Raw genomic sequence first — 21,380 nt, forward strand, 5'->3', positions numbered from 1 at the left:
ATGTCGATACTGAATAGCCTTTTAGGTATTGCTGTCATATTATTGGTTGCATACCTTTGTTCTAACAACCGCCGTAGGATAAGCCTACGGCTCGTTTCCATCGCACTATTAATGCAATTTACTTTTGCATTTTGTATGTTATATCTGCCAGCTGGCAAGCGCGTTATGATGTGGATGGCGGATAAAGTCACCGCATTATTAGACTATACACAAACAGGCACACAATTTTTGTTAGGGGGCTTAGCCACTGACAAAATGTTTGATCTGCTTGGTGCCGATGGGTTTATTTTTGTATTTAAAGTACTACCTGTACTGGTGTTTTTATCTGCACTATCGGCCTTACTGTTTCATGTAGGTATTATGCAGAAACTGATCATCTTGATTGGTGGAGCATTACACCGTTTGCTTGGAACATCACGAGCGGAATCAATGTCTTCAGCTGCAAATATTTTTTTAGGGGTGACGGAAGCGCCGTTAGTGATCCGCCCTTATTTAAAATATTTATCCTCTTCAGAATTTTTCACCATTTTGGTTGGGGGAATAGCCTCAATTGCGGGAACCGTGTTACTTGGTTACGCCCAGTATGGCGTGAAAATTGAGTATTTACTGGCGGCTTCCTTTATGTCGGCCCCAGCAGGATTACTGTTTGCGAAATTGTTTTACCCTGAAACTAAAGAGAACAGTGATAAATATACAACGGTCAGCTCCATGAAAGGCGAAAAATCTGAATACCGTAATAGCATTGATGCGGTAACTCAGGGGGCTAGCGTCGGGGTTAGTATGGCGCTGAATATTGCGGGTATGCTCTTGGCTTTGTTAGCTATTATTGCAATGTTCGATGGCATAATGATGTGGGCAACTAGCTTTACTGGTTATGAAATTTCGCTCACCCAGTTGATTGGTTGGCTATTTTCACCGATAGCATGGCTGTTAGGCGTTGATTGGAATGAAGCTCAGTTCGCAGGGCAGTTATTAGGTCAGAAAGTATTATTCAATGAATTTATTGCATATGCTAATCTACAGCCTTATTTAGATGGTTCTATTTTGCCAGCGACAGGCGAAGCATTGAGCGTTAAGACACAAGTGATCCTCTCGTTTGCTCTGTGTGGTTTTACTAACATAGGTACAATAGGGATTGCGATAGGTGGCATCGGTGCGATGTGTCCTGAACGTCGTGGTGAATTGACGAGTATTGCATTCAAAGCATTTGGTGCGGCTATTTTGGCGAACTTAATGAACGGTGCTATAGCAGGGCTAATTTTAGGTTAATCATAGTGATGGGTGGCAGGTATGATGGATGAAACTCCTTTTCGCGAGTTGTGGCTAAAGTTCAGTGAACAAGAGCTACTTCCCGATGTTGATTGGTTATTTCGTCATGCGCCACCCTCAGTCAAAAATACCTTTTGTACCATTCATTTACAAGAAGGGTACAAACTGATCCATCAAGGCACAGAAAACCAATACACCTATATTATCATTGAAGGTGAGTTTGTGGTGAACAAACTCGCTGATAGCGGTAAAGAGCTCGCTTTAACATTCTGTTATAAAGGTGAATTTCTTGGTGAGATGGAAGCATTGTGCCAGCAAAAATATTATCGCTATGATGTGATTGCATTAACGGACGCACGAGTGATCCGTATCCCATCTGATAGTTTTTTAGTTTGGTTATCTCAAGACCACCGCTTATCCATTCTTTTAAATCGACAATTGGCGAAACGCTCATTAATTAATGGAGAACAACGATTGATGACCGCCGTTGATTCCATTGAAAAGAACTTGCTGTACATTTTAACGCAACTATCGAGCCACCAAATTCGTTTACCGAGAGAGACGTTAGCCGCAATTTTAGGTACTTCACGTCGCCATTTGGATAAAGTTTTATTTAAGTTGAAAGAACAAGGTATTATACAGCAAGAAGGCCACATCATTTTATTAGCTCCGCGTTAATTAAGGAAAGCTATCACTATTTCATGACTGAAAATAACATCATGAATTAAAAGGATAGCTTCTTATAACATAGCGTAATCGCTCGTTTTATTTATCGAGTATAGGAAAAATAAAAATAATTTAAGCTTTTTACACTTAGGGTTAACTATAATTAAGAATCAATAAACTTTTATAGATAACATTAATATGAAAATGCTTTTTTGTTTACCCTATTGATAATTATTGATTTTTATATTTTTTGGTTTTTATATTTTTCAAATTTCTTTCTGGTTTTAAAGTGATAATAAATCGCTTTTATTGGATTGGTTAATTTTTTCAATATCCAAACGATAGGCTCTATTAAAATTAATTTAGAATAAGGTTTACCACCTTTGTTATGTTCATATTCCATATAACCCCCTTGTACCTTTAAATTTATAATTAGGTTTGCATAGAGAATAATCATAAAAAAGTGACAGATAGCGTTTTTTGCATAATACAGATCAAATATGGGTAGTTTTGTATTACATTAATGCGATATGCAAACGGTTAAGGGCTGAATGATGTTACTGTACAAACAGATCGCGCAGACATTACAGGAAAAAATTCATCGAGGAGACTTTTTAAGTGGTGAAAAACTTCCTTCAGTGAGGGAGATAGGGCGTGAACATGAGGTCAGCTTAACAACAGCGCAGCTTGCTTATCGTGAGCTAGAAAAAATGCAACTGATCTATGCGGTACCTAAATCAGGCTATTTTGTTATTCCAAACAAAACCGAGGCTCTACTGCCTAAGGCGGTAAACTACATACAAAAACCAGTACATATCGCTCAATGGAACCCAACTATTGATTTTTTACGCGTAGAAGAGCGCGATAATATCACTTCATTATCTTGCGCGGTTCCGAATATCGATAACAAAACATTAGAGCCGCTGTGGCAAGAAATGAATATGCTCAGCCGTCGTAAAAATCGCTTAATGTTAGAGTATGATTGCTTACAAGGATTGCCAGCATTGCGTGAGCAAATTCATCATATTTCTGATCATAAAACCCTGTTTACGCCTGACGATATCGTGACGACGACAAGTGGTCATCAAGCATTATCGCTGTCTATTCAAGCATCGACGCAAGGCGATGATGTGATAGCGGTAGAATCACCGACATTTCCTGGTTTATTGCAGACACTGTATGGATTAGGCAGAAGAATTATTGAAATCCCAACAGATCCACAGACAGGGATCAAATTAGAACGGGTACAAGAGGCTTTTCATCGTTGGTCAGTAAAAGCTATTGTGGTAACACCGACTTGCAATAACCCTATGGGCTGCTCCATGCCTGAAACACATAAGCAGCAGCTATTGCAACTGGCAACTCAATATGGCGTGACGATCATTGAAAATGACATTCTTGCGGGATTAGCGTATGAATATCCGCGCCCATCGACGATCCAATCATTGGATAGTGATGGGCAGGTGATCCTTTGTAGTTCATTTTCTAAAACAATCGCCCCAGGGGTGCGAACAGGATGGGTGATACCCGGAAAATATAAAGAAAAAGTCATGCACTTAAAATATTTGTCTCACTGTTCGGGAGAAATATTTATGCAGCAAGTTATGGCTAACTTTTTACGTGATGGGCACTATTTCCCACATCTACGCGCTATGCGCCAACATTATAGTGAGCTGCAATGCCAGTATCGAGAACTAGTGGAAAGTCACTTTCCGCCAATGACACGGATTTCTCGACCACAAGGGGGCTTTTCATTATGGGTTGAGCATCCTCCGGTGGATAACCGTAAATTAATGGATGTTTTACAGCGCAATAAAGTGATTGTGCTAACAGGAGAGCACTTTTCATCTGATGGATGCTTTACACATCATTTACGTATTAACTACGCATTGCCGTTGATCCCAAGGCGTCTTAATGGAATAAAGATATTGGGGGAAACATTAAAATTAACCCGTTTATAATTAAAGGTATTATGGTGTTTTTATTGATGAAAGGGCACCATAATGCCTCTTGACGAGCGCATCGATGTTTTATAAGATCTAAACATCTAGTTAGCTTCAAACATTCATATCTTATCTCCTGATACCCCTTTTTAACTTCTTGTTTTAACCCATTTTAATTTTATTCCCCATCGCCCTTAACACCTATCTGTGACCTTGTGTTCACGGAAGGGCTGTCTATTATTCAAGAGAATTATTATGCAACCATATCGTTACTTATTATGGGTACTTGCTACGGCGGTTTACCTAGTGGGTACTACTGAATTTATGTTATCTGCAACATTAACACCGCTGGCTGAGGTTTTTTCGGTCAGTAGCGCACAAGCATCATGGCTAATTTCAGCTTATGCGCTGACTTATGCGGTTACAGCACCAGTGATAGGTTATTTTTCTGATCGCATCGATCGGCGAAAGTTATTGTTAGTAGCCATGTTTCTATTTGCGATAGATAGCCTAGCTATCATTGTTTCTCCGAACTTCACTATCGCAATGTTCTTCCGTATTTGTGGTGGCTTAGCGTCGGCGGCGATAGTACCCACCATTTTTGCTTTAATTGCAGATATCTTCCCAGAGCGTCAGCAATCCACAGCGATGGGGATGGTGATGGTTGGTATGACGATAGGGATCGTATCAGGCCCTGTGTTAGCAGGCGTATTAACAGAGTATTTAACATGGTACGCGCCCTTTATTATGACAGCAGTAGGAAGTCTTATCGTATGGTTTTGTGTCTGTAAAATATTGCCATCTTCAAAGCCTCATCAAGACGTGAGAAAACAAGGGGGATTCCAGTGGCTACAGGATATAAAAATAGTTCGTTTTATTAGTGCTAAAGCAATATGGAACGGCACTGCGGTCAGTGTTTTCTTATTGTCAGGAGAAGTACTCAGACTGAAATTTTCAATTGATAGCGCGCTAATCGGTGTTGTCGTTGCTGCGTTTGGAGTGGGGTTATTTATCGGAAATCTATTAGTCGGTCGGCTCAATCATTTTTTATCAAATGATAGCCAACGATTGTTATTAGTCATTTCTCTGATGGCAGTGGCGGTACTCACATTTGTTTTAGCGTATGTTCCACTGGTGGTACACACAGCATGTTTAGTTATTTGGGGCGGTTTTTTGGGGATGGCTGCGCCATTGAGTACCACCATGGTTGCGATGCGCAGTGGCGAAAACAAAGGTCAAGTATTAGCCGTTTCGGAAAGTTTTAATAACATTGTACTGTTTTCTATGCTGCCACTTTTATCATGGGTATTGAGCTACCATGGGCTAGTTACCATGAGTGTGATCATTATGCTAATGCTGACCATTGCCATTGTGTTGAGTGTATTAGATATTCGGTCGAGTCAATAATGGGGAAGCGCGAGTTGGCTTCCCCCTTCGTACCTACTGAGTTTGTAAGATTTGTCGTTGTTTGCTGACGTTCATACCTTTGAGCATGCTCATCCAAGCCAATACCGTGAAGAACATTAAAATAATAAAAATGGCTTTAGGGGGAAGCTCTGTGAGCACGACCCCTGTAAGCATCGGGTTGAATGCACCGCCAAGCAAGCCAAGGGCTTGAGCCGAAAAATAGCTCGATTTCATGCCTTCCGGCGCAATATTATCAATCAACATGTACTCACCGGGCGCATAGATCAGCTCACCGAGAGTAAAAATAAAGGATCCTAGCGCCCATAAGTATAAGTTTTCGTCAGCTTCCATAAATGTGGCAAGGCCACCGACAAAAAAGAGAGTACCTAACGTCATATAACGCTTAAGGTTATCTGGTGTAAGGCGTTTACCTACCATATATTGTAAAGTAACCACAACCACTGCATTCATGGGAAGCACGACCCCGATGACGGCTTGTGCAAACTCGCTGTTGGATACGGTAATAACATATTGAGATATCCACGTTGTGAAGGTGCCAAATACCAGCGAGCCAAGAAAAGTGGACAAAATAAACCATGCTAATGCTCTGTCATGTAGCATCGCAGCGGGGTTCCATAAGCGCTTTTGGCCTTCTTGGTGGGGAGCAGGTTTCACACTTTGTACAAAGTGTTGAATAAAGAAAACCGGTATTGACGCTGAAATTGCCGCTAACCAAAATGGCAGATTGATGTTATACATCAATAACCATGTTCCAAGAGGCGGGCCGATGGTCCAACCGATATTCAAAAATGTGTAATTAAGGGAAAATACCTTTGCTTTAATAGAAAGAGGAAGAGTATCTGAAAAATAACCTTTTAGTACGGTTGAAAAGACGGAATAAGAGCAATTTATTAACGAGAAGAAAATAACCACAAGCACGGCATGACTTGAGAGTGGAATTGCAATAAAGCCCAAAATAAACGCAATAATAGCGATTAGCATACAGCGTTTCTTATCGACTTTATCTGCCAAAATACCAAAGCCCATACTAAATAAGACACCAATAGTTAAGGCTAGAGACATTGCAATACCCACAATATCAATAGCCATTTGGTATTCTCGTGTCAGGTAAATCGCCATAAATGGCAAGGTTGCTCCACGTCCAATGGTTAATAGCAATGAAGAGCAGAGTAAAGCGCTATTTGAAATATTTGATTTAGACAACATGACCCACGACCTAACGTTATAATTGTTATTGAGTTGTAGCACTCTCTGTTAAATAGATAAATTACCGAATTTTGTGATAACAGGGAATGGCTGAGTCAGTACAAAGGCTGAAAAAGATAAAAACAAGATATTGGATAACTCTTATCTAGGATTAGGGTTTTTTAAATAGGCAATAGAAGGAATAGCAGTACCTTTATAGAGGATTACGCTATTATTTTTGGCTTTAAGCCTATGTTACAGTATCGCCCAGCGTCATCACTGACATGATACAGAAAAGCGGCTTCAATAATTTCACAACAATCAGATTATTTCGGAATGTAGACTAATAACCGATTACCTTTTTCAATATCAAATGTCAAAGAAGAGTAATCATAATTTTCCACTTTACCTTGATAAGCAATTTCACGAATACCTGTACAAGGTTGGTAAATTTCATGCTTATGCCAAAGTTGGCTAAATAAAGTTGATTGTTCCAGCAGGGCGTTAATCATTTGTTTAATATTGGGGTTATTCTTGGTGCGAGCATAATCACGGCGAAAACTGGCCAGTAGTTGTTGGGCAACAAGTTGCCAATTAACGAAGCGTTCTTGGTAGCGAGGATCCATAAATAGAAGATAGAGGAAATTGCAATAATACGGTTGCGCATCCGAAAAATGAAAATAGTGATCGGCACGAGTATTATAAGCAAGCACATCCCAGTGCAAGTTGAGCACATAGCAGAGATAATGATCAGGAAAATCGCTGATCATGCGGGAAATAGCCGAAGGAACACGATGCTCGGTATTACCTGTTGCTATCGGCTCGCGGTTATGGGTTAACAAATAAAGGTGTTGACGCTCAGCGCTATTTAAATGTAACGCTGCTGATAAATTATCAAGGAATTGCGTCGAAACACCAATATCACGACCTTGTTCAAGCCATGTGTACCAAGTCAAACCAACCCCAGCTAAAGCAGCAACTTCTTCACGACGAAGCCCCGGAGTCCTGCGCCTTGTCGTTCGCGGTAGGCCGACTTCTTCTGGTGAAATACTTTCCCGTTTTTGCTTTAAAAACTCAGCCAGCTCAGGGCGCATTCGTTGCATCGCTTTCATAGCCTATTGCCTTTAGTAATAGTATAAATGGTTAAATTGTACCATGATAACGGATTCTTTATAGTCCTCATTTTATTCGGCTAGATAAATGAGAACATCATGAATCGACATCAGCATATCGCTCTTTTTGTATTAATATTGGCGGGGTTCGTAACAATTTTTGATCTATTTGTGGTTAATGTTGCCATTGTGACTATTCAGCATTCGTTAAATGCCAATTTGACTGAGCTAACATTAATTATAGTAGGTTATGAATTAGCCTTTGGTTTATTACTCATTACAGGAGGTCGGTTAGGAGACATTTACGGTAAAAAATGCTTATACCGCGTGGGTATGGCATGCTTTACGCTCACATCTTTATTTTGTGCATTCGCACCGACAGCAACCTTGCTGGTGGTCGCAAGATTTTTTCAAGGGCTATCTGCTGCATTACTGTTTCCCCAAGTGTATGCCAGTCTCCGTGTCAATTTTAATCCGTTACAGGCGAAAAAAGCATTTGGCTATTTGGGAATGAGCTTAGGACTCGCTGCTATTGCTGGGCAAGCTTTAGGAGGGTGGCTGATCACGTTAGATCTATTTAACTTGAGTTGGCGGACAATTTTTTTAGTGAATTTACCGATAGGCATACTGGCTATCGCATTATCGCGTTTTTTACTCGAAGGAGAAAAATGCCGCATTAATCTTGATTGGTGTGGCGTCATATTATCAGGTTTAGGGATCTGCTGTGTTTTATTGCCATTGCTTATGTTACCCGTATGGGGTTGGTTAAATACAAGTAGCCTATTACTCAGCAGTGGGGTCTTACTGTTGGCCATCTTTGCTTATTATGAAATCCGATTAGAGAAACAAGGAAAAGCGCCATTATTCAGTATGCAAATTCTGCGTAATCGCCCCTTTGTTATTGGATTACTGGTAGTAATGAGTGTTTATGCAACATCTTCCGCTTTCCCTTTAATGTTATCTCTATTACTGCAAAAAGGGATCGGCTTAAGCGCATTTTTGTCAGGTATGATTTTTGTACCTTCTAGCATTGGATTTGTAATTTCATCGGTAATCACCCCTCTTTGGGTTAATCGCTATGGTGAAAGAACAATATTTTGGGGCGCGCTATTTTATGGCTTAAGCTATATGCTGTTACTTGTGATGCTATATTGGTTTTCATCGAATAGCTCAGCACTATGGTTGACGCCGGTTTTATTCCTTGTGGGGTTTACACAAGGTATGATCATGACACCGATGCTAAATTTAGTTCTTGCTAAAGTGAGTGTTCAGATAGCGGGGCAAGCTTCAGGCTTTACTGCAACATTGCAGCAAGTCGGAGCCGCGATAGGTGCCACTATGGTTTCTGTGATGATGCAGTACGGATTAACTCACTTTTCGGCTCAATTTCCCTTTGAACAACTTAAAAATGCGGTCAGTTTCGGGTTAGGTTTTAACTTTTGCATGGCGATATGCTCTGCAATTTTATTGCTAATGATCACTCGCCGAACGCCCACGCTGACCATTTCATCCTGCATATAAATAAAAGAGCCTTATACAAATCGCATAAGGCTCTTAATAAAGTCATACAGGTTAAAACGCGCTATCGAAGATCACTTGCATCATGGCGTTCGCGGACTTGTTGTGCGGGGTCGCCATGTAAACGGTTAACTCGACGCCCTCGTTGTACCGCTGGGCGTGCATAAATTTCGTCAGCCCAACGGTTTAGGTGTTGATATTCGTGAGTACTGAGGAATTCATCAGCATCATATAACCAACCTTTGACTAACGCGCCATACCATGGCCAGATTGCCATATCCGCAATAGAGTAGTGTTCGCCTGCAATATAGTGGTTATTGGCTAAACGCTGGTCTAATACATCAAGTTGACGCTTGGTTTCCATCGCAAATCGATTGATGGGGTATTCAAATTTTTCTGGTGCATAGGTGTAAAAATGACCAAATCCACCGCCAACAAAAGGCGCTGAACCCATTTGCCAAAAGAGCCAAGAGAGGGTTTCTGCTCTTTCCGGTTGGGTGGTTGGTAGGAATGCTGAAAATTTTTCAGCTAAATAAGTCAAAATTGAACCGGACTCAAAAACACGGATAGGTTTTTCGCCACTTCGGTCAACTAATGCTGGAATTTTAGAGTTAGGGTTAATTTCGACAAAACCTGAGCTAAATTGATCACCTTCTCTGATATTGATCAGCCAAGCATCATATTCGGCTTCTTTTATACCCAGCTCGAGTAATTCCTCTAACATGATGGTGACTTTTTGCCCGTTAGGTGTTCCTAAAGAGTAAAGCTGTAGGGGATGTTTACCAATCGGTAGCTCTTTTTCATGCGTCGCACCTGATACTGGTCGATTGATATTTGCAAACTGTCCGCCATTACCTTGTTCCCATTGCCAGACTTTCGGTGGGGTATAAGTTGAATTATCCATTTTTACCTCCAGTTAGTGATCCCACCACAAGGGTGGGAGCGGGGTTTATTATAGAGATGCTACATAAACTCGGCGACTGACTTCAGGCGTAATATCATGATGCTCACCCAGTGCCGTCATTCCATTTTGGGTCAAACTTTCGATAAGAGGATCAATCACGTCGTCATTGAGGTTATAATCGCTAAAACGCGTTTTGACATCCATGCGCTCAAAAAATGCTCTTGTTAGCTCAATAGCTTGCAGAGCTTTTTGCTCCTCAGACCCTTCGTTGATCCCCCATACTTGCTGAGCATATTGAACCAGTTTAGCTTGTTTCTGCGGTAATTTTTCCTTCAACATAGAAGGTAAGACTATCGCTAGCGTTTGAGCATGATCTAAGCCGTATAGCGCTGTAATCTCATGGCCTAACATATGTGTCGACCAGTCTTGTGGTACACCCGCGCCGATAAGGCCATTTAGTGCCAAAGTGGCTGTCCACATTAAGCTTGCACGTAAATCATAGTCATGCGGAGTAGCTAACGCTTTTGGCCCAATATCAATTAGCGTTTTTAATAAACCTTCTGCAAATGCATCTTGTACATAAGCATGAGTAGGATAAGTTAAATATTGTTCCATTACATGAACAAACGCGTCAACAACACCATTGCTGATTTGACGTGGTGGCAGCGTAAAGGTTTTTACAGGATCTAAAATAGAAAATTGTGGATAGAGGCTGTCATGCATAAAGGCGCGTTTAGATTGCGTCGCTTCACGGGTGATCACTGAGCCTTTATTCATTTCGGAGCCTGTGGCAGGGAGCGTCAATACGGTGCCAAAGGGTAAGGCGGATGTTACTTTGGTTCCACCACTGGTCAAAATTTCCCAGAGGTCACCCTCAAAATTAACTGCCGCAGCAACAAATTTGGTGCCATCAATGACTGAGCCACCACCAACTGCGAGCAGATAGTTGTAGCCTTCTTGGTGAATTTTATCTACCGCTTTGATTAAAGTTTCATAGCGAGGGTTCGCCTCAATACCGCTGAATAGACCAACTTCACGTTCACCCAATGCTTGTTCTACTTCGTCTAATGTTCCTGTTTTACGTGCACTTTCACCACCAAAAAGAATTAGAACTTTAGCCTCTTTGGGGACCAATCTATTCAATTCAGCAATTTTCCCTTTACCAAATACAATACGTGTTGGGTTATAAAATTCGAAATTGTTCATATATAGACCTTATTTCAGAATTGAAAGAGACGTTCTTTGCTTGTCATATCGTGCTGACAAGCGGGGTAAAGGACGACGAGATAATGAGAATACATTAACTAACATAACTATATTATACATGCATAATTTGGCTTTGTATTATCTCTATATGTCATTTTAAACAATTAAATAATTGATTTTGAAATCAAATGTCAAGCATTGTTTTATTAAAGAAATGAGGTGAAAAGTTTGATAGAAGGGAGGGAATTAGGAATAAATAAGTAAGGAAAAGTAATGATACAAACACATAAGAGCTACAACAAAATCGGTTATGAGCCTCTTCAAGCTGTAAATGAGCCTACCGAGCAAAAAACAACGCATTCTATAGCGCAGTTAACCGAGTGTATTAGCCAAAATACTGGATTGGTATCAAGCCATTTGCTCCCATTGCAGCAAGTTGCTAAGGAGCAAGATAGCATTATAGGCGTTCGGCCTGTAGACCGCTTTGCGACAGATTTAATTGCGGCGGGCTACCCGACAAAAAACTTTCATATCAAAGGTAAAAGTGCTTCATGGGGGGCTCAGGCAGGGTTGATTTGTGTTGATCAGCGTTTTAGTAAATTAGAAAACAAATCTGAAGATCTCATTGATAAATATAACGGTTTTATTCGTCGTTGTATTGAAAAAGGTCATGCTCGGCCGATTCCTCTTGAAATAACAGAGGAGCGATTACACACCTTACTGCAAATGGGAGCGATTGATAACCTTAGTTTAGAAAATTCACAAGGGGTCAAACAATTTACCGCGAAAGGGCCTAGTTTGAGAAGTTATCAATTTGAAGCCAAATGGGAGCCTCAGCAACAAAAGTACCGAATTTATTTTGAGAAAAAATATCTTCAAGTATTAGCACCTATTGATAGTTGCCTACCTATCACTGCTGATTATGATTTATTGTTAATTGGCCCACACATGAGAGATTTTGGTCATCAAGATATGCTCCCTGTACCCGATGTTGCCCATTCGGTATATCGCCAACGTGTTGAAAAGTATCAACGCTTACCAACAGATGCAAATTTGAGCCAAGCTTATAGAGATGAAAACCATTTTTATCAAAATGAAGACAGTGAAATTGGTAATGCATCACCACGAGTGAGAGAGATGATTTCTTTAATTAATCGCGCATTAGTGGGTGAGGCAGAGAAAGTCGTGCATCACAGTGTTGATGCAACAAGTCCAGTGACGGATTTAGATGCTAATTTTCCAGCAACGTTTGCTTTACCCAAAAAGATAGGGCGTTTTGATGAGTTATGCATCATAACGAATAAAGAAGAATTAGTTGAGTTGATAACAACGTCTAAAGCGGAGGGTTATCACATTAAAACTAACCCGTTATGGGAAAAAGAGTTACCCACGATCAGGCGGCCAAGTTTTGAATATGCGAAACGGAGGTTGTCGACAGTCAGTTTAAACTCAAAAATAACACATTTTTAAATGTTAATTTAAGTTAGTTTAAACAGAAAGTTAGAGTCATTTATCTCGTTCATTGTATAGGATGGTGAAAATATTTTTGACAGGAGAGCAAATTTTGATCTATATTTAATTCATTCAAATGAATTAAATGAGGTTGTTATGAAAAATAGAGTGATCCCAAACGCATTTACAATTAATGAGCGTGATAGAAGGTGGGGGCTTGCGCGCCAAATTATGCAAGCCAATGATCTAGAAGTATTAATGGTATATGGTGACAGAGAGTCTGCTGCACCAGCCCCATTTTGCATCGATCATTACTTTACCAATGACCGATTAGGATCAGTGGTTTTATTCCACCTTGATAAAGCGCCTGTCGTTGTCACGTTTGCACCTATGATGGTTGCTGATCATATGCAAGCTGCCATGCGTGGTGATATGCAGTGGATTGCGCCTGAACAAATCGTTGTTGGCAAAACAGGGCATAACATTGCACAAGTATTAATTGATTTAGGTGTATCTTCTCGTGCAAATATAGGCGTAATCGGTTTGGAACCATATCCCCCTTTTTATTTTGATGGTGCAATGCCGTTTAACACCTTAACAGGAATTAAAAAAAGATTGCCAAATGTCAATTTTGTTCCGGTATATAAACAGTTTTTCCAGCTCGCTTCCGTTAAAAGTGAAGAAGAACTTGAGCATATTAAGCATGCGGCCATGATCGGTGAAGCTATGAGCGAGGCCATGCGAGCAACCGCTATTCCAGGTAATACGGAAGCTGATATCGCTGCGGCAGTAACCTCTACATGTTTGTCTATGGGAGGATTCACCGCGGAAATATTAATGGGTTCAGGTCCTGAATATATCGGTTGGGGGCAACCTGCGTGGCAATACCGTTCGCAAAAGCCTCGTGAAATTCAAGAAGGTGATATTGTATTAACTGAGATATTTGCATTATATGGTATGTATGAGACACAGCACCAAGCTGCTGTCGCAGTAGGTAAGGTACATCCAAATATTGAAAAAGCGGCTGAAATTTCACGGGAATGTTATGAAATTGGCGTCGAATATCTAAAAGAAGGGGTCACCTTCGGCGAAGTTGTCGATAAAATGGAGCAACCATTATTAAGATCAAAAGGTTGGCATGTGCATCCTCTAATCCACAGTATTAACCCTTACGGGCCAATTGGTTTTGGTACTGCACCCGGTATTGAATCATTGCCGATTGCACAAAAATATCGTCAATTGGAGAGATTACCCAACCCAGGCAGAGAGTTAGTGCTAAAAGCAGGTATGACGTTTGCGTTTGAACCTAATTGTGCGTTTGGTTATCATTTATGTAATCTAGGCGGAACAGTTGTCGTTGGCAAAGAAAAAGGGATCGAATTGAACAAAAATTCCACCTATTTGATGCGAGCCGATATTTAACCCATAGGGCCACAGCGGGATATGACAGAGACCAATAAAAACACGCTTTCATCTGAGTCAACAAAAGAAAAATTGATAAACGAAGGGATCAAATTATTTGCTCTTCATGGAATTGCTGGAGTGAGAACCCGACAATTAGCAGATAATGCCGGGGTCAACCAATCAGCCATTCCTTATCATATGGGAGGAAAGCTGGGCGTCTATTCCGCTGTTATTCAAAAAATTGCCAATGACCTCGCGGCCGCTAGCAATACTCATGAATTTGACCGTACTTTTGCAGAGCTGACGGCGCAACGTCCTATACAGACGGAACGGGCTAAAACATTACTTCATATGTTAATGGGGGGCCTTGGGCATGCTCTGCTGCTCCCAGAACACAATTATTACTCTGTACTGATCTTAAGAGAACAGCTTGAGCCGACAGAAAATTACGAAATTATTTATCGTGATTTCATCGAACCTTTCCATATGCGTTTATCAAGTTTGATTCAGTTTATCAATCAAGTTGATGAACAAACCGCAATTATTCGTGCACATGCACTTATTGGGCAGGTATTGGGTTTTGTCGTCGCTAAAAAACCGTTATTAAAAAGACTTAATCAATCCCAAATTACTCAGTCATTGCTTGATGATATTTTGCAGCAAATAGGTTTATTGGCTAGTCGAGCGCTACTTAGTGATTAACCTGTCATTCAGGGCGATAGGGATAAATTTAGGATATATAATGGCTGTTCTTATAGTGCAAAAATGGTAGAGCCTAAGCATTTATATGTTCAATAAGTAAACGTTTAGTATTGATGAGTATATAGTTTGATAGTCTACTTGTATCGTATTAGGTTACAAAATGGTGACTGTTAGGTTATAGGCAATAATCGAGGTTATTGTTACCTGTCCATGATCAATCATTTACCTACTATAATTCCCCTAAATTCTGATTAGTAGGTATAATAAAGTCCTCAGCTGAAGTCGCATTCGCTCATATTACGAGAAGAAAGCGATTTTTTAACTCGGTTACTGAGGGTATTCAGTCGTTTTATATTTTATCGTTACATCATGGAGTTTGGTTGTATGAGGCATTTTATTAGGATGGATCTTCCTCCTGAACCCATTATCAATGATAAATGTGTGAGGAAACGCCTCAAAAATAGTGTCTGTGATAGTTGTTCACAAGTTTGCCCTGTAGGGGCTATCTCTTTTGAGACGATGAATGCAACTATCGATAACCAGCTTTGTTACCAATGTGGGAACTGTTTGTTTTCATGTCCTGTCGATGCAATCGAAAATATCTCGCCGCATGAACGTACTTATCATAACAATCATCTGGTTATTAGCCACGATGAGCCTTTGGCAAGTGTGGAAGAGTTATTAGTTTGGCATAAGCAATACCAGATAAATGGGGTAGAAATTGCGGAGCCACTGGTAGAAAAATGGTTGCCGGTGCTGGCGGCGCTTAATATTCAGCTAAAAACGTTGCAAGAGCCTATTTGGCAATTGGTAGTAACACAACCACCAGAAATTGATAGTGGCCGTCGCTCCTTATTCTTTCGTCAAAAACTGGATGAGAATCCATTAAATAAAGGGCAAGTGAGAACGGGTTTAAATGCCCGCAAACAACTCTATCCGCAAGACAGTTGGTTCCATATTGAACTTGATGTCTCAAGCTGTATTTTATGTGGTGCGTGTGCCAAAGTTTGCGATGAACAAGCGATCCTTATTGAAGAAAATCAATTTATCTTTGATGAAAAACGTTGTACTGGCTGCATGAGCTGCCAAGTGGTGTGTTTTCCAAAATCAATTGAAGTCAAATCCCAAGTCGCCAAAAATAACCAGCCTACGGTATATCACTACTATGATGCTCAGTGCGAAAAATGTCGATTGGCTTTCTTGTCTTGGCAGCCCAACGCGCATTTATGCCCGATTTGCGCACAGCATCAGAAGCAGGGATGGTTATAATAAAAAAGCGAAACGTGCTTTTTTATTTTTTCTTGGTTAGCGATCTATTATGAAAACTTCTTTATTCGATAGGTGATGAATAAGGAAGTTTGCTATTCCCCCTAGTAAGTATTCAACCCTATTGATTGCTGGCGTTAAGTCTGAATTTAAAATAGATAATATAGCACCAAGACAAAATTAATATTTTGTGTTGTTTTTTATTTTTTACTTTAAATTGAGTCGCTGATTATCATGATAAGAGAAAATGGATATTATCATGTTTGCTATTTGATTTTAAACATTAAATATCATTCTAACTAAATTTAGTGCTACTTTTCTATTTTTTATTAAAGGGGAACTATGAGTACTCAATTCAGCAGCGAGTCGGGTAATTTCTTAGGGAAGTTAAAGACAAATGTTGATGTCAGAACAGGACAGTTTCTTGTCAGCATACCTTTCGTTAATATTATTGCTAATCAGCGTTCTGGGCCGGATCTTGCTCTATCTGTATCCTATTCGCCACTGCAAGATGCTAACTATGGTTTTGGAAGAGGGTTTTCAATAGGGATAACGATGCTCTGTTTGCGTAATAATACATTAGAGCTAAGTAGTGGCGAAAGTTATAAAATAACACCAGGAACAGTAAATGTTATAAATAAAAGACTTAAACACTTTATATTAAAATATACAAATAATATCAATAGTCATGATGGTTATACTGTTATTTGGAAGGATGGGAAATCTGAGAGCCTCACTCTTATCGGTGAGGATTATTATGTTACCACAAAGATTATGTCAGAATTAGGCCGTGAATTATCCTTATCATGGTCATGGAGTGGTGAATACCCATTATTAAAAAGGGTTAAAGACGAATTTCAAACACTTTGTGAAATAAACTACTCGCATTATGTTAGCATTCGTGTTTTTCCAGAAACCAATGATGAGTACTTAATAAAATTTTCATTAATTAATCATGAGCAACTTAACTATATTGCTTGTGAATATGCAGATAATGCGTTTATTTATTGGCGTTTTGGCTATGAGGCATTAACTGAAAGCAATAAGCATTATCTAACGCAAATTATTTATCCTACAGGACTGACTGAGCAGGTCGAGTACAGTGAGCTGTTTGGTTTTCGTTTCCCAAGTAGCTCGGGTAAAACAGGGCGGTTACCGGTTGTTACATCATATATCATTAATCCAGGTTTTGGGCAGCAAAAAACGGTTAAACGCTACAAATATAGCGAGCATAATTTTTTAGGTTTTAATGGCGACTTTGGTGATTGGACGAGTGATAGTGATTATATTTATAAACTTTTAACAGACTATACTTATAGCTCTACAGAAACAATTTCTGATGGCAGCAGTGAAATTAAAACCACTCGTGTATTTAATAATTATCATCTGCAAATTAGTGAGGAAATAGAGCGAGATGGCTGTAAAACAAAAAATGAAATAGAATATTATGCTCAAAAATATACGCCTATTCATTTTCAGCCTGAACAGTTCCAATTAATGAAAAAACAGGTTATCACGATCACTGATAACGAGGGTAACCAAAGAAAAGAGATTAGCGAATATGAATTTGATGAACAAGGCAATCAAACTTTACAAGTAACACCCGATGGCACTCGAGTGGTCACAACATGGTATAAAGCCGAAGGGGAGGAGGATTGTCCTGCCGAAGTTAATGGGTTTATTCGGTATATGAAAGAAAAAATCACTTACCCATTAAGCAGAAAGCATAATGAGCCGATTAATAAAATCTATTATAGATATGAAAATTTGGCGAATACCTCTATTGCAGTAATCGCAAAACAACTATTTTATTCAGATGAAATACTATTTAAGTGTCTCTCTTTCAGTTATTTTCAAGATGCTAAACGCCTAGGATATGGTACGCCATCATTAATTAGAAGTACTCAATATACTTTGGGTAAAAATTCACAACATTTCACATCCTATCAGCAATTTGATTATCAATTAAATGGCGATACTATTATAAAAAAGAATACAGATATTAGCTTTGATAATATCATTACCACCACCACTCAAACGATGTCGGTATTACGAGGCGTTGTACTTGAAGATATAAATCAGCTTAATGTCGTTCAAATTTATACCTATGATAAATTAGGACGCCCATCTTATAAAAAATCGGCAGTAAATACGCCTTATGAAACCTCAGTTTCTTGGAAATATTTAAAAATAGAGGAGGGGGTTATCACCATTGAAAAAGATAAATGTGGGAGTCAGTTTAAGCACTATTTTGATGGTTTAGGGCGGAAAATTCGTACAGATGTATTAGATGCTTATGATAGTAAAAAGTGGCATAAAATAGAATCTTGCCAATATGATGCATTTGGTAAAATAGTTAAACATTTACAATATGATCACCATTTATCTGGCTTAAATACAGCCGAATTTATCTATCAAACGACGGCAAACTATGATGGCTGGGGAGAGGTTACCGCATTAACACAATCTATCGGCGTTACGGATATGATAAAGATAGACCCTATCGCCTTAACCAAAACAACATATCCTATCAATACAGAAGTAGCCTCAGCATCCCGCCACGGGAAAACGGTAATTACGCTGAATAAACAAAATCAGCAAATTGAATCTGAATATTTATTAGGTATCGATGGGAAGGTCGCTGCCGCCAAATATTATAAAAGTGACTCCCTTGGGCGCCTGTTAAAAATAACCGATGAGTTAGGGCACAGTATTGAGAACACTTACGACTGTTTTAATCGCATCGTGACTCAAAAATATGAAGATGGCACAGTGATCCATCGACAATACGCTCCCCATTCCCAGAATGAACTGGTGACGGCAATAATCGTTACTGATCGCTCCCAACAAACGTGGTTACTTGGTGAACAACAATTTGATGGCTTAGAGCGCCTAGTAAGTCAAACTGTAGGAGGAAGAACAACGCAATTTCAATATGAAAACGTTTATCCGGAACCCAGTGTAGTCATATTGCCTTCGGGAGAAAAAATTCACTTCGAATATATTCCTGAATTAGATTGTCTGACAAAAAAAGTGATGACGAGTGAAACGACACAGCAATTTGATTACGATGTAGCCACACAAAAAATAGTCTTTGCAAAATCGGAGAGCACACTCAATATTAATAAATTAAATCAACAAGGTGACTTAATAGAAGAGTATTTTTTGGTTGATGATCAAGTGCGAAAAACACAATACGAACGCACTGTTTTAGGGACCGTCGCCAAATATACAGATATTGATAACAATGAAACTCGGTATATATGGCGAAAAGACGGGCAAATAGAATCCATAATCGATGCAAATATCATCGTCACTTTTGAATATGATGAATTAGGGCGAACCGCTATCCGTAAAGCGAAAAGCACTAAAGCAGATGAATATGTAGAGATTAAATATGCTTATGATGAGTTTAATAAGGAAGTGACACGGGAAATTATTGATAGTAATGGTACGCATTTTATTATCAATAAAAGTTGGTTAGCGAATGGGTTACTCGCAACTCAAAACACATTTCGAAATACACGATTAATCCGCAGTGAGCAGTATCAATATGATGTGAGGAATCGTTTAACAAATTATTTTGTGCAAGGCAGTGAGCTTCCAAAAGATAGCACGGGAGCGAATGTTATCGAACAATTTTTTGAATACGATGCACTGAATAACTTGCGTCAGGTTGTGTCTGTATTTTCGGGGCAACAAGAAAATATCAGTACTTACCATTATGAAAATACGTTAGATCCAACTCAATTAACACGTATCACTCACTCTAACCCTCATTATCCTGCAACTGTTTTTACATATGATGCTTGCGGTAGAATGATATGTGATGAAGTAGGAAGAACATTAAAATACGATATGCTGAACCGACTCATGGATGTCAGCGTCAATGATTTAGTGAGTGCTAAGTATGGTTATAATGCCTCTAATCAACTCGTTAAACAGGAAACTCACGATAATGGCACCTATTATCTCTATTATCGTGATGATGAACTAGTTCATGAAATTAATACAAGCAAAAAGCAAAATATTCGCCTGATTAAGTCAGATCATGAGTGCTGCGCAGTGGTTGATGATAATCAACTGGTCTTTATGGCCGCGGGTCATAATGAAAGTGTGTGTTGGTCTCGTCATTCGAAAATGGAAGAAGGGGATACACATACATTTTTGCCCTATGGAGATAGTGAAATTAAAGAAAACACCTATGTGGCTTTTAATGGTGAAAGAAAAGATCCGCTGACTGGCGTTTATCATTTAGGTAATGGCTATCGTGCTTATAATCCAACGATTATGCGTTTTAACTGCCCTGATAGTTTAAGCCCATTTGGTGAAGGGGGGATCAATCCCTATGTTTACTGTAATGGAGACCCTATTAATTATACTGATCCTACGGGCCGAGCACCGGCGGCTGCTATAACTGGAATACTAGCCAACTTGGCATCTGCTTCGGCGAATATTGCATTTGCTTATATTACCTCATCATTTGCTTGGTTTGCCGGTACTACTTTTTTAACTGTGGCAGGCGAGGCACTCGGAATTGCTAGCATAGCGACCCATGATGATTCACCTGAAGCATCGAATCGGACATCAGCAAATTTGGGATGGGCTTCTATTGCACTTGGAGTGACTTCCGTTATAGCGACAAGTGGCATGTTTATATGGCGGCTAGAGAGAATGCCTATGCCAGCACCGCGTTATAGAGCACATTCTGTAGGAAACGGTCAAATTCAATTAAGAAGAGCCTCGGAAGTAGAGCATCACGACTTTTTTGCACGTAGAATGGGGCGGCGCGGCGCTATCGCTGGAGGGGAGGGAACAAGTGCAGAGAGTGGTATCTCATCAATGTCATCAAGACGCTCTTCTGTATCTTCTAATCGTGCTCAAGCAGGCTCTTTCGGATCTGATAGTGCACACTCTCATGATAGCGGGCTTTCTAGAGTTAGCCACTCGGGCGTTTCCTCTTCATCCCAAGAAGTAGAAATGATCCCCCCTTCAGCTAATAGGCGTTTAAGTGCAGAAAGTTTAGGCTCATTACAGCCAAGCCAGCAGTATGCTCAAGCATCAACTTCGCGTGCGGTTCCCTCAACATCGCGCAGTATGTATACAAATAATAGCCATATTGGCCAGCAAAAAATTAGTAATGACAAGTTAATGGGAGGAACAGCGAAAGTACAATTGGAGCGTGCGAGTGGCTATGTGACGTTGTACCCTGAAAATAGGGGGAACACACAGTTGAGTTTAATACGCCCTGATTTTGATATTTTCCGTCGAGCCTCATTTTAGTGAGGTTGAAAATATTTCAGAGATGAGTAATAAAGGAAAACA

At 39.8% G+C, this 21,380-nt stretch carries 15 protein-coding genes; 10 read left to right on the top strand and 5 right to left on the bottom strand.

Going from position 1 to position 21,380, the window contains the following annotated elements; genetic code table 11:
• Together PR709_RS12655 and PR709_RS12660 are read left to right on the top strand one after the other, a co-directional pair.
• Window positions 1-1,269, top strand: a complete 1,269-nt coding sequence (locus tag PR709_RS12655) for a NupC/NupG family nucleoside CNT transporter (protein WP_014658360.1) — start codon at window positions 1-3, stop codon at window positions 1,267-1,269.
• A gap of 21 nt (window positions 1,270-1,290) precedes the next feature.
• The gene (locus PR709_RS12660) at window positions 1,291-1,947 is read left to right on the top strand and encodes a Crp/Fnr family transcriptional regulator (RefSeq protein ID WP_004919818.1); all 657 of its coding nucleotides are present in this window, start codon (window positions 1,291-1,293) and stop codon (window positions 1,945-1,947) included.
• A gap of 229 nt (window positions 1,948-2,176) precedes the next feature.
• Here PR709_RS12660 and PR709_RS12665 read toward each other — a convergent pair whose 3' ends face one another.
• Entirely contained in the window at window positions 2,177-2,338 is a 162-nt protein-coding gene (locus tag PR709_RS12665) for a hypothetical protein (RefSeq protein WP_154598661.1), read from the bottom strand.
• 148 nt (window positions 2,339-2,486) lie between these two features.
• Between PR709_RS12665 and PR709_RS12670 the strand changes: the two genes are divergently transcribed.
• Entirely contained in the window at window positions 2,487-3,896 is a 1,410-nt protein-coding gene (locus PR709_RS12670) for an aminotransferase-like domain-containing protein (RefSeq protein WP_004919824.1), read from the top strand.
• A gap of 237 nt (window positions 3,897-4,133) precedes the next feature.
• On the top strand, window positions 4,134-5,285 hold the full coding sequence (locus PR709_RS12675; RefSeq protein WP_004919827.1) for an MFS transporter: 1,152 nt from the start codon (window positions 4,134-4,136) through the stop codon (window positions 5,283-5,285).
• A 33-nt stretch (window positions 5,286-5,318) separates the two neighbouring features.
• Here PR709_RS12675 and ydeE read toward each other — a convergent pair whose 3' ends face one another.
• Together ydeE and PR709_RS12685 are read right to left on the bottom strand one after the other, a co-directional pair.
• The gene (gene ydeE / locus PR709_RS12680) at window positions 5,319-6,512 is read right to left on the bottom strand and encodes an efflux MFS transporter YdeE (RefSeq protein ID WP_014658366.1); all 1,194 of its coding nucleotides are present in this window, start codon (window positions 6,510-6,512) and stop codon (window positions 5,319-5,321) included.
• A 305-nt stretch (window positions 6,513-6,817) separates the two neighbouring features.
• Window positions 6,818-7,603: a helix-turn-helix transcriptional regulator gene (locus PR709_RS12685; RefSeq protein ID WP_004919833.1), complete on the bottom strand. Its 786-nt coding sequence runs from the start codon at window positions 7,601-7,603 to the stop codon at window positions 6,818-6,820.
• A 99-nt stretch (window positions 7,604-7,702) separates the two neighbouring features.
• Between PR709_RS12685 and PR709_RS12690 the strand changes: the two genes are divergently transcribed.
• Complete coding sequence (locus PR709_RS12690) at window positions 7,703-9,124, top strand: MFS transporter (protein WP_004919838.1); 1,422 nt, start codon at window positions 7,703-7,705, stop codon at window positions 9,122-9,124.
• 61 nt (window positions 9,125-9,185) lie between these two features.
• Here the strand turns inward: PR709_RS12690 and yghU are convergent, their stop codons facing one another.
• Both yghU and PR709_RS12700 read right to left on the bottom strand, forming a co-directional pair.
• A complete protein-coding gene (gene yghU / locus PR709_RS12695) occupies window positions 9,186-10,025 on the bottom strand; it encodes a glutathione-dependent disulfide-bond oxidoreductase (protein WP_004919841.1) in 840 nt (279 codons plus the stop codon).
• 48 nt (window positions 10,026-10,073) lie between these two features.
• Window positions 10,074-11,231 carry an iron-containing alcohol dehydrogenase gene (locus PR709_RS12700; RefSeq protein ID WP_004919844.1) on the bottom strand — a complete coding sequence of 386 codons (1,158 nt, stop codon included), beginning with the start codon at window positions 11,229-11,231 and terminating at the stop codon, window positions 10,074-10,076.
• A gap of 273 nt (window positions 11,232-11,504) precedes the next feature.
• Between PR709_RS12700 and PR709_RS12705 the strand changes: the two genes are divergently transcribed.
• The 5 genes from PR709_RS12705 to PR709_RS12725 all read left to right on the top strand — a co-directional run bounded on the left by PR709_RS12705 (window position 11,505) and on the right by PR709_RS12725 (window position 21,338).
• Window positions 11,505-12,701, top strand: a complete 1,197-nt coding sequence (locus tag PR709_RS12705) for an anthrax toxin-like adenylyl cyclase domain-containing protein (RefSeq protein ID WP_004919846.1) — start codon at window positions 11,505-11,507, stop codon at window positions 12,699-12,701.
• 138 nt (window positions 12,702-12,839) lie between these two features.
• A complete protein-coding gene (locus PR709_RS12710) occupies window positions 12,840-14,105 on the top strand; it encodes a M24 family metallopeptidase (RefSeq protein ID WP_004919852.1) in 1,266 nt (421 codons plus the stop codon).
• Between the two features lie 21 nt (window positions 14,106-14,126).
• Window positions 14,127-14,789, top strand: a complete 663-nt coding sequence (locus tag PR709_RS12715; RefSeq protein ID WP_004919855.1) for a CerR family C-terminal domain-containing protein — start codon at window positions 14,127-14,129, stop codon at window positions 14,787-14,789.
• 384 nt (window positions 14,790-15,173) lie between these two features.
• The gene (locus PR709_RS12720; RefSeq protein WP_040133138.1) at window positions 15,174-16,058 is read left to right on the top strand and encodes a 4Fe-4S binding protein; all 885 of its coding nucleotides are present in this window, start codon (window positions 15,174-15,176) and stop codon (window positions 16,056-16,058) included.
• 339 nt (window positions 16,059-16,397) lie between these two features.
• Window positions 16,398-21,338 carry an RHS repeat-associated core domain-containing protein gene (locus tag PR709_RS12725; RefSeq protein WP_272570914.1) on the top strand — a complete coding sequence of 1,647 codons (4,941 nt, stop codon included), beginning with the start codon at window positions 16,398-16,400 and terminating at the stop codon, window positions 21,336-21,338.
• The last annotated feature ends 42 nt before the right edge of the window (window positions 21,339-21,380 follow it).

This window comes from Providencia sp. PROV267 (genome assembly GCF_028477825.1).
Lineage (GTDB): Bacteria > Pseudomonadota > Gammaproteobacteria > Enterobacterales > Enterobacteriaceae > Providencia > Providencia stuartii.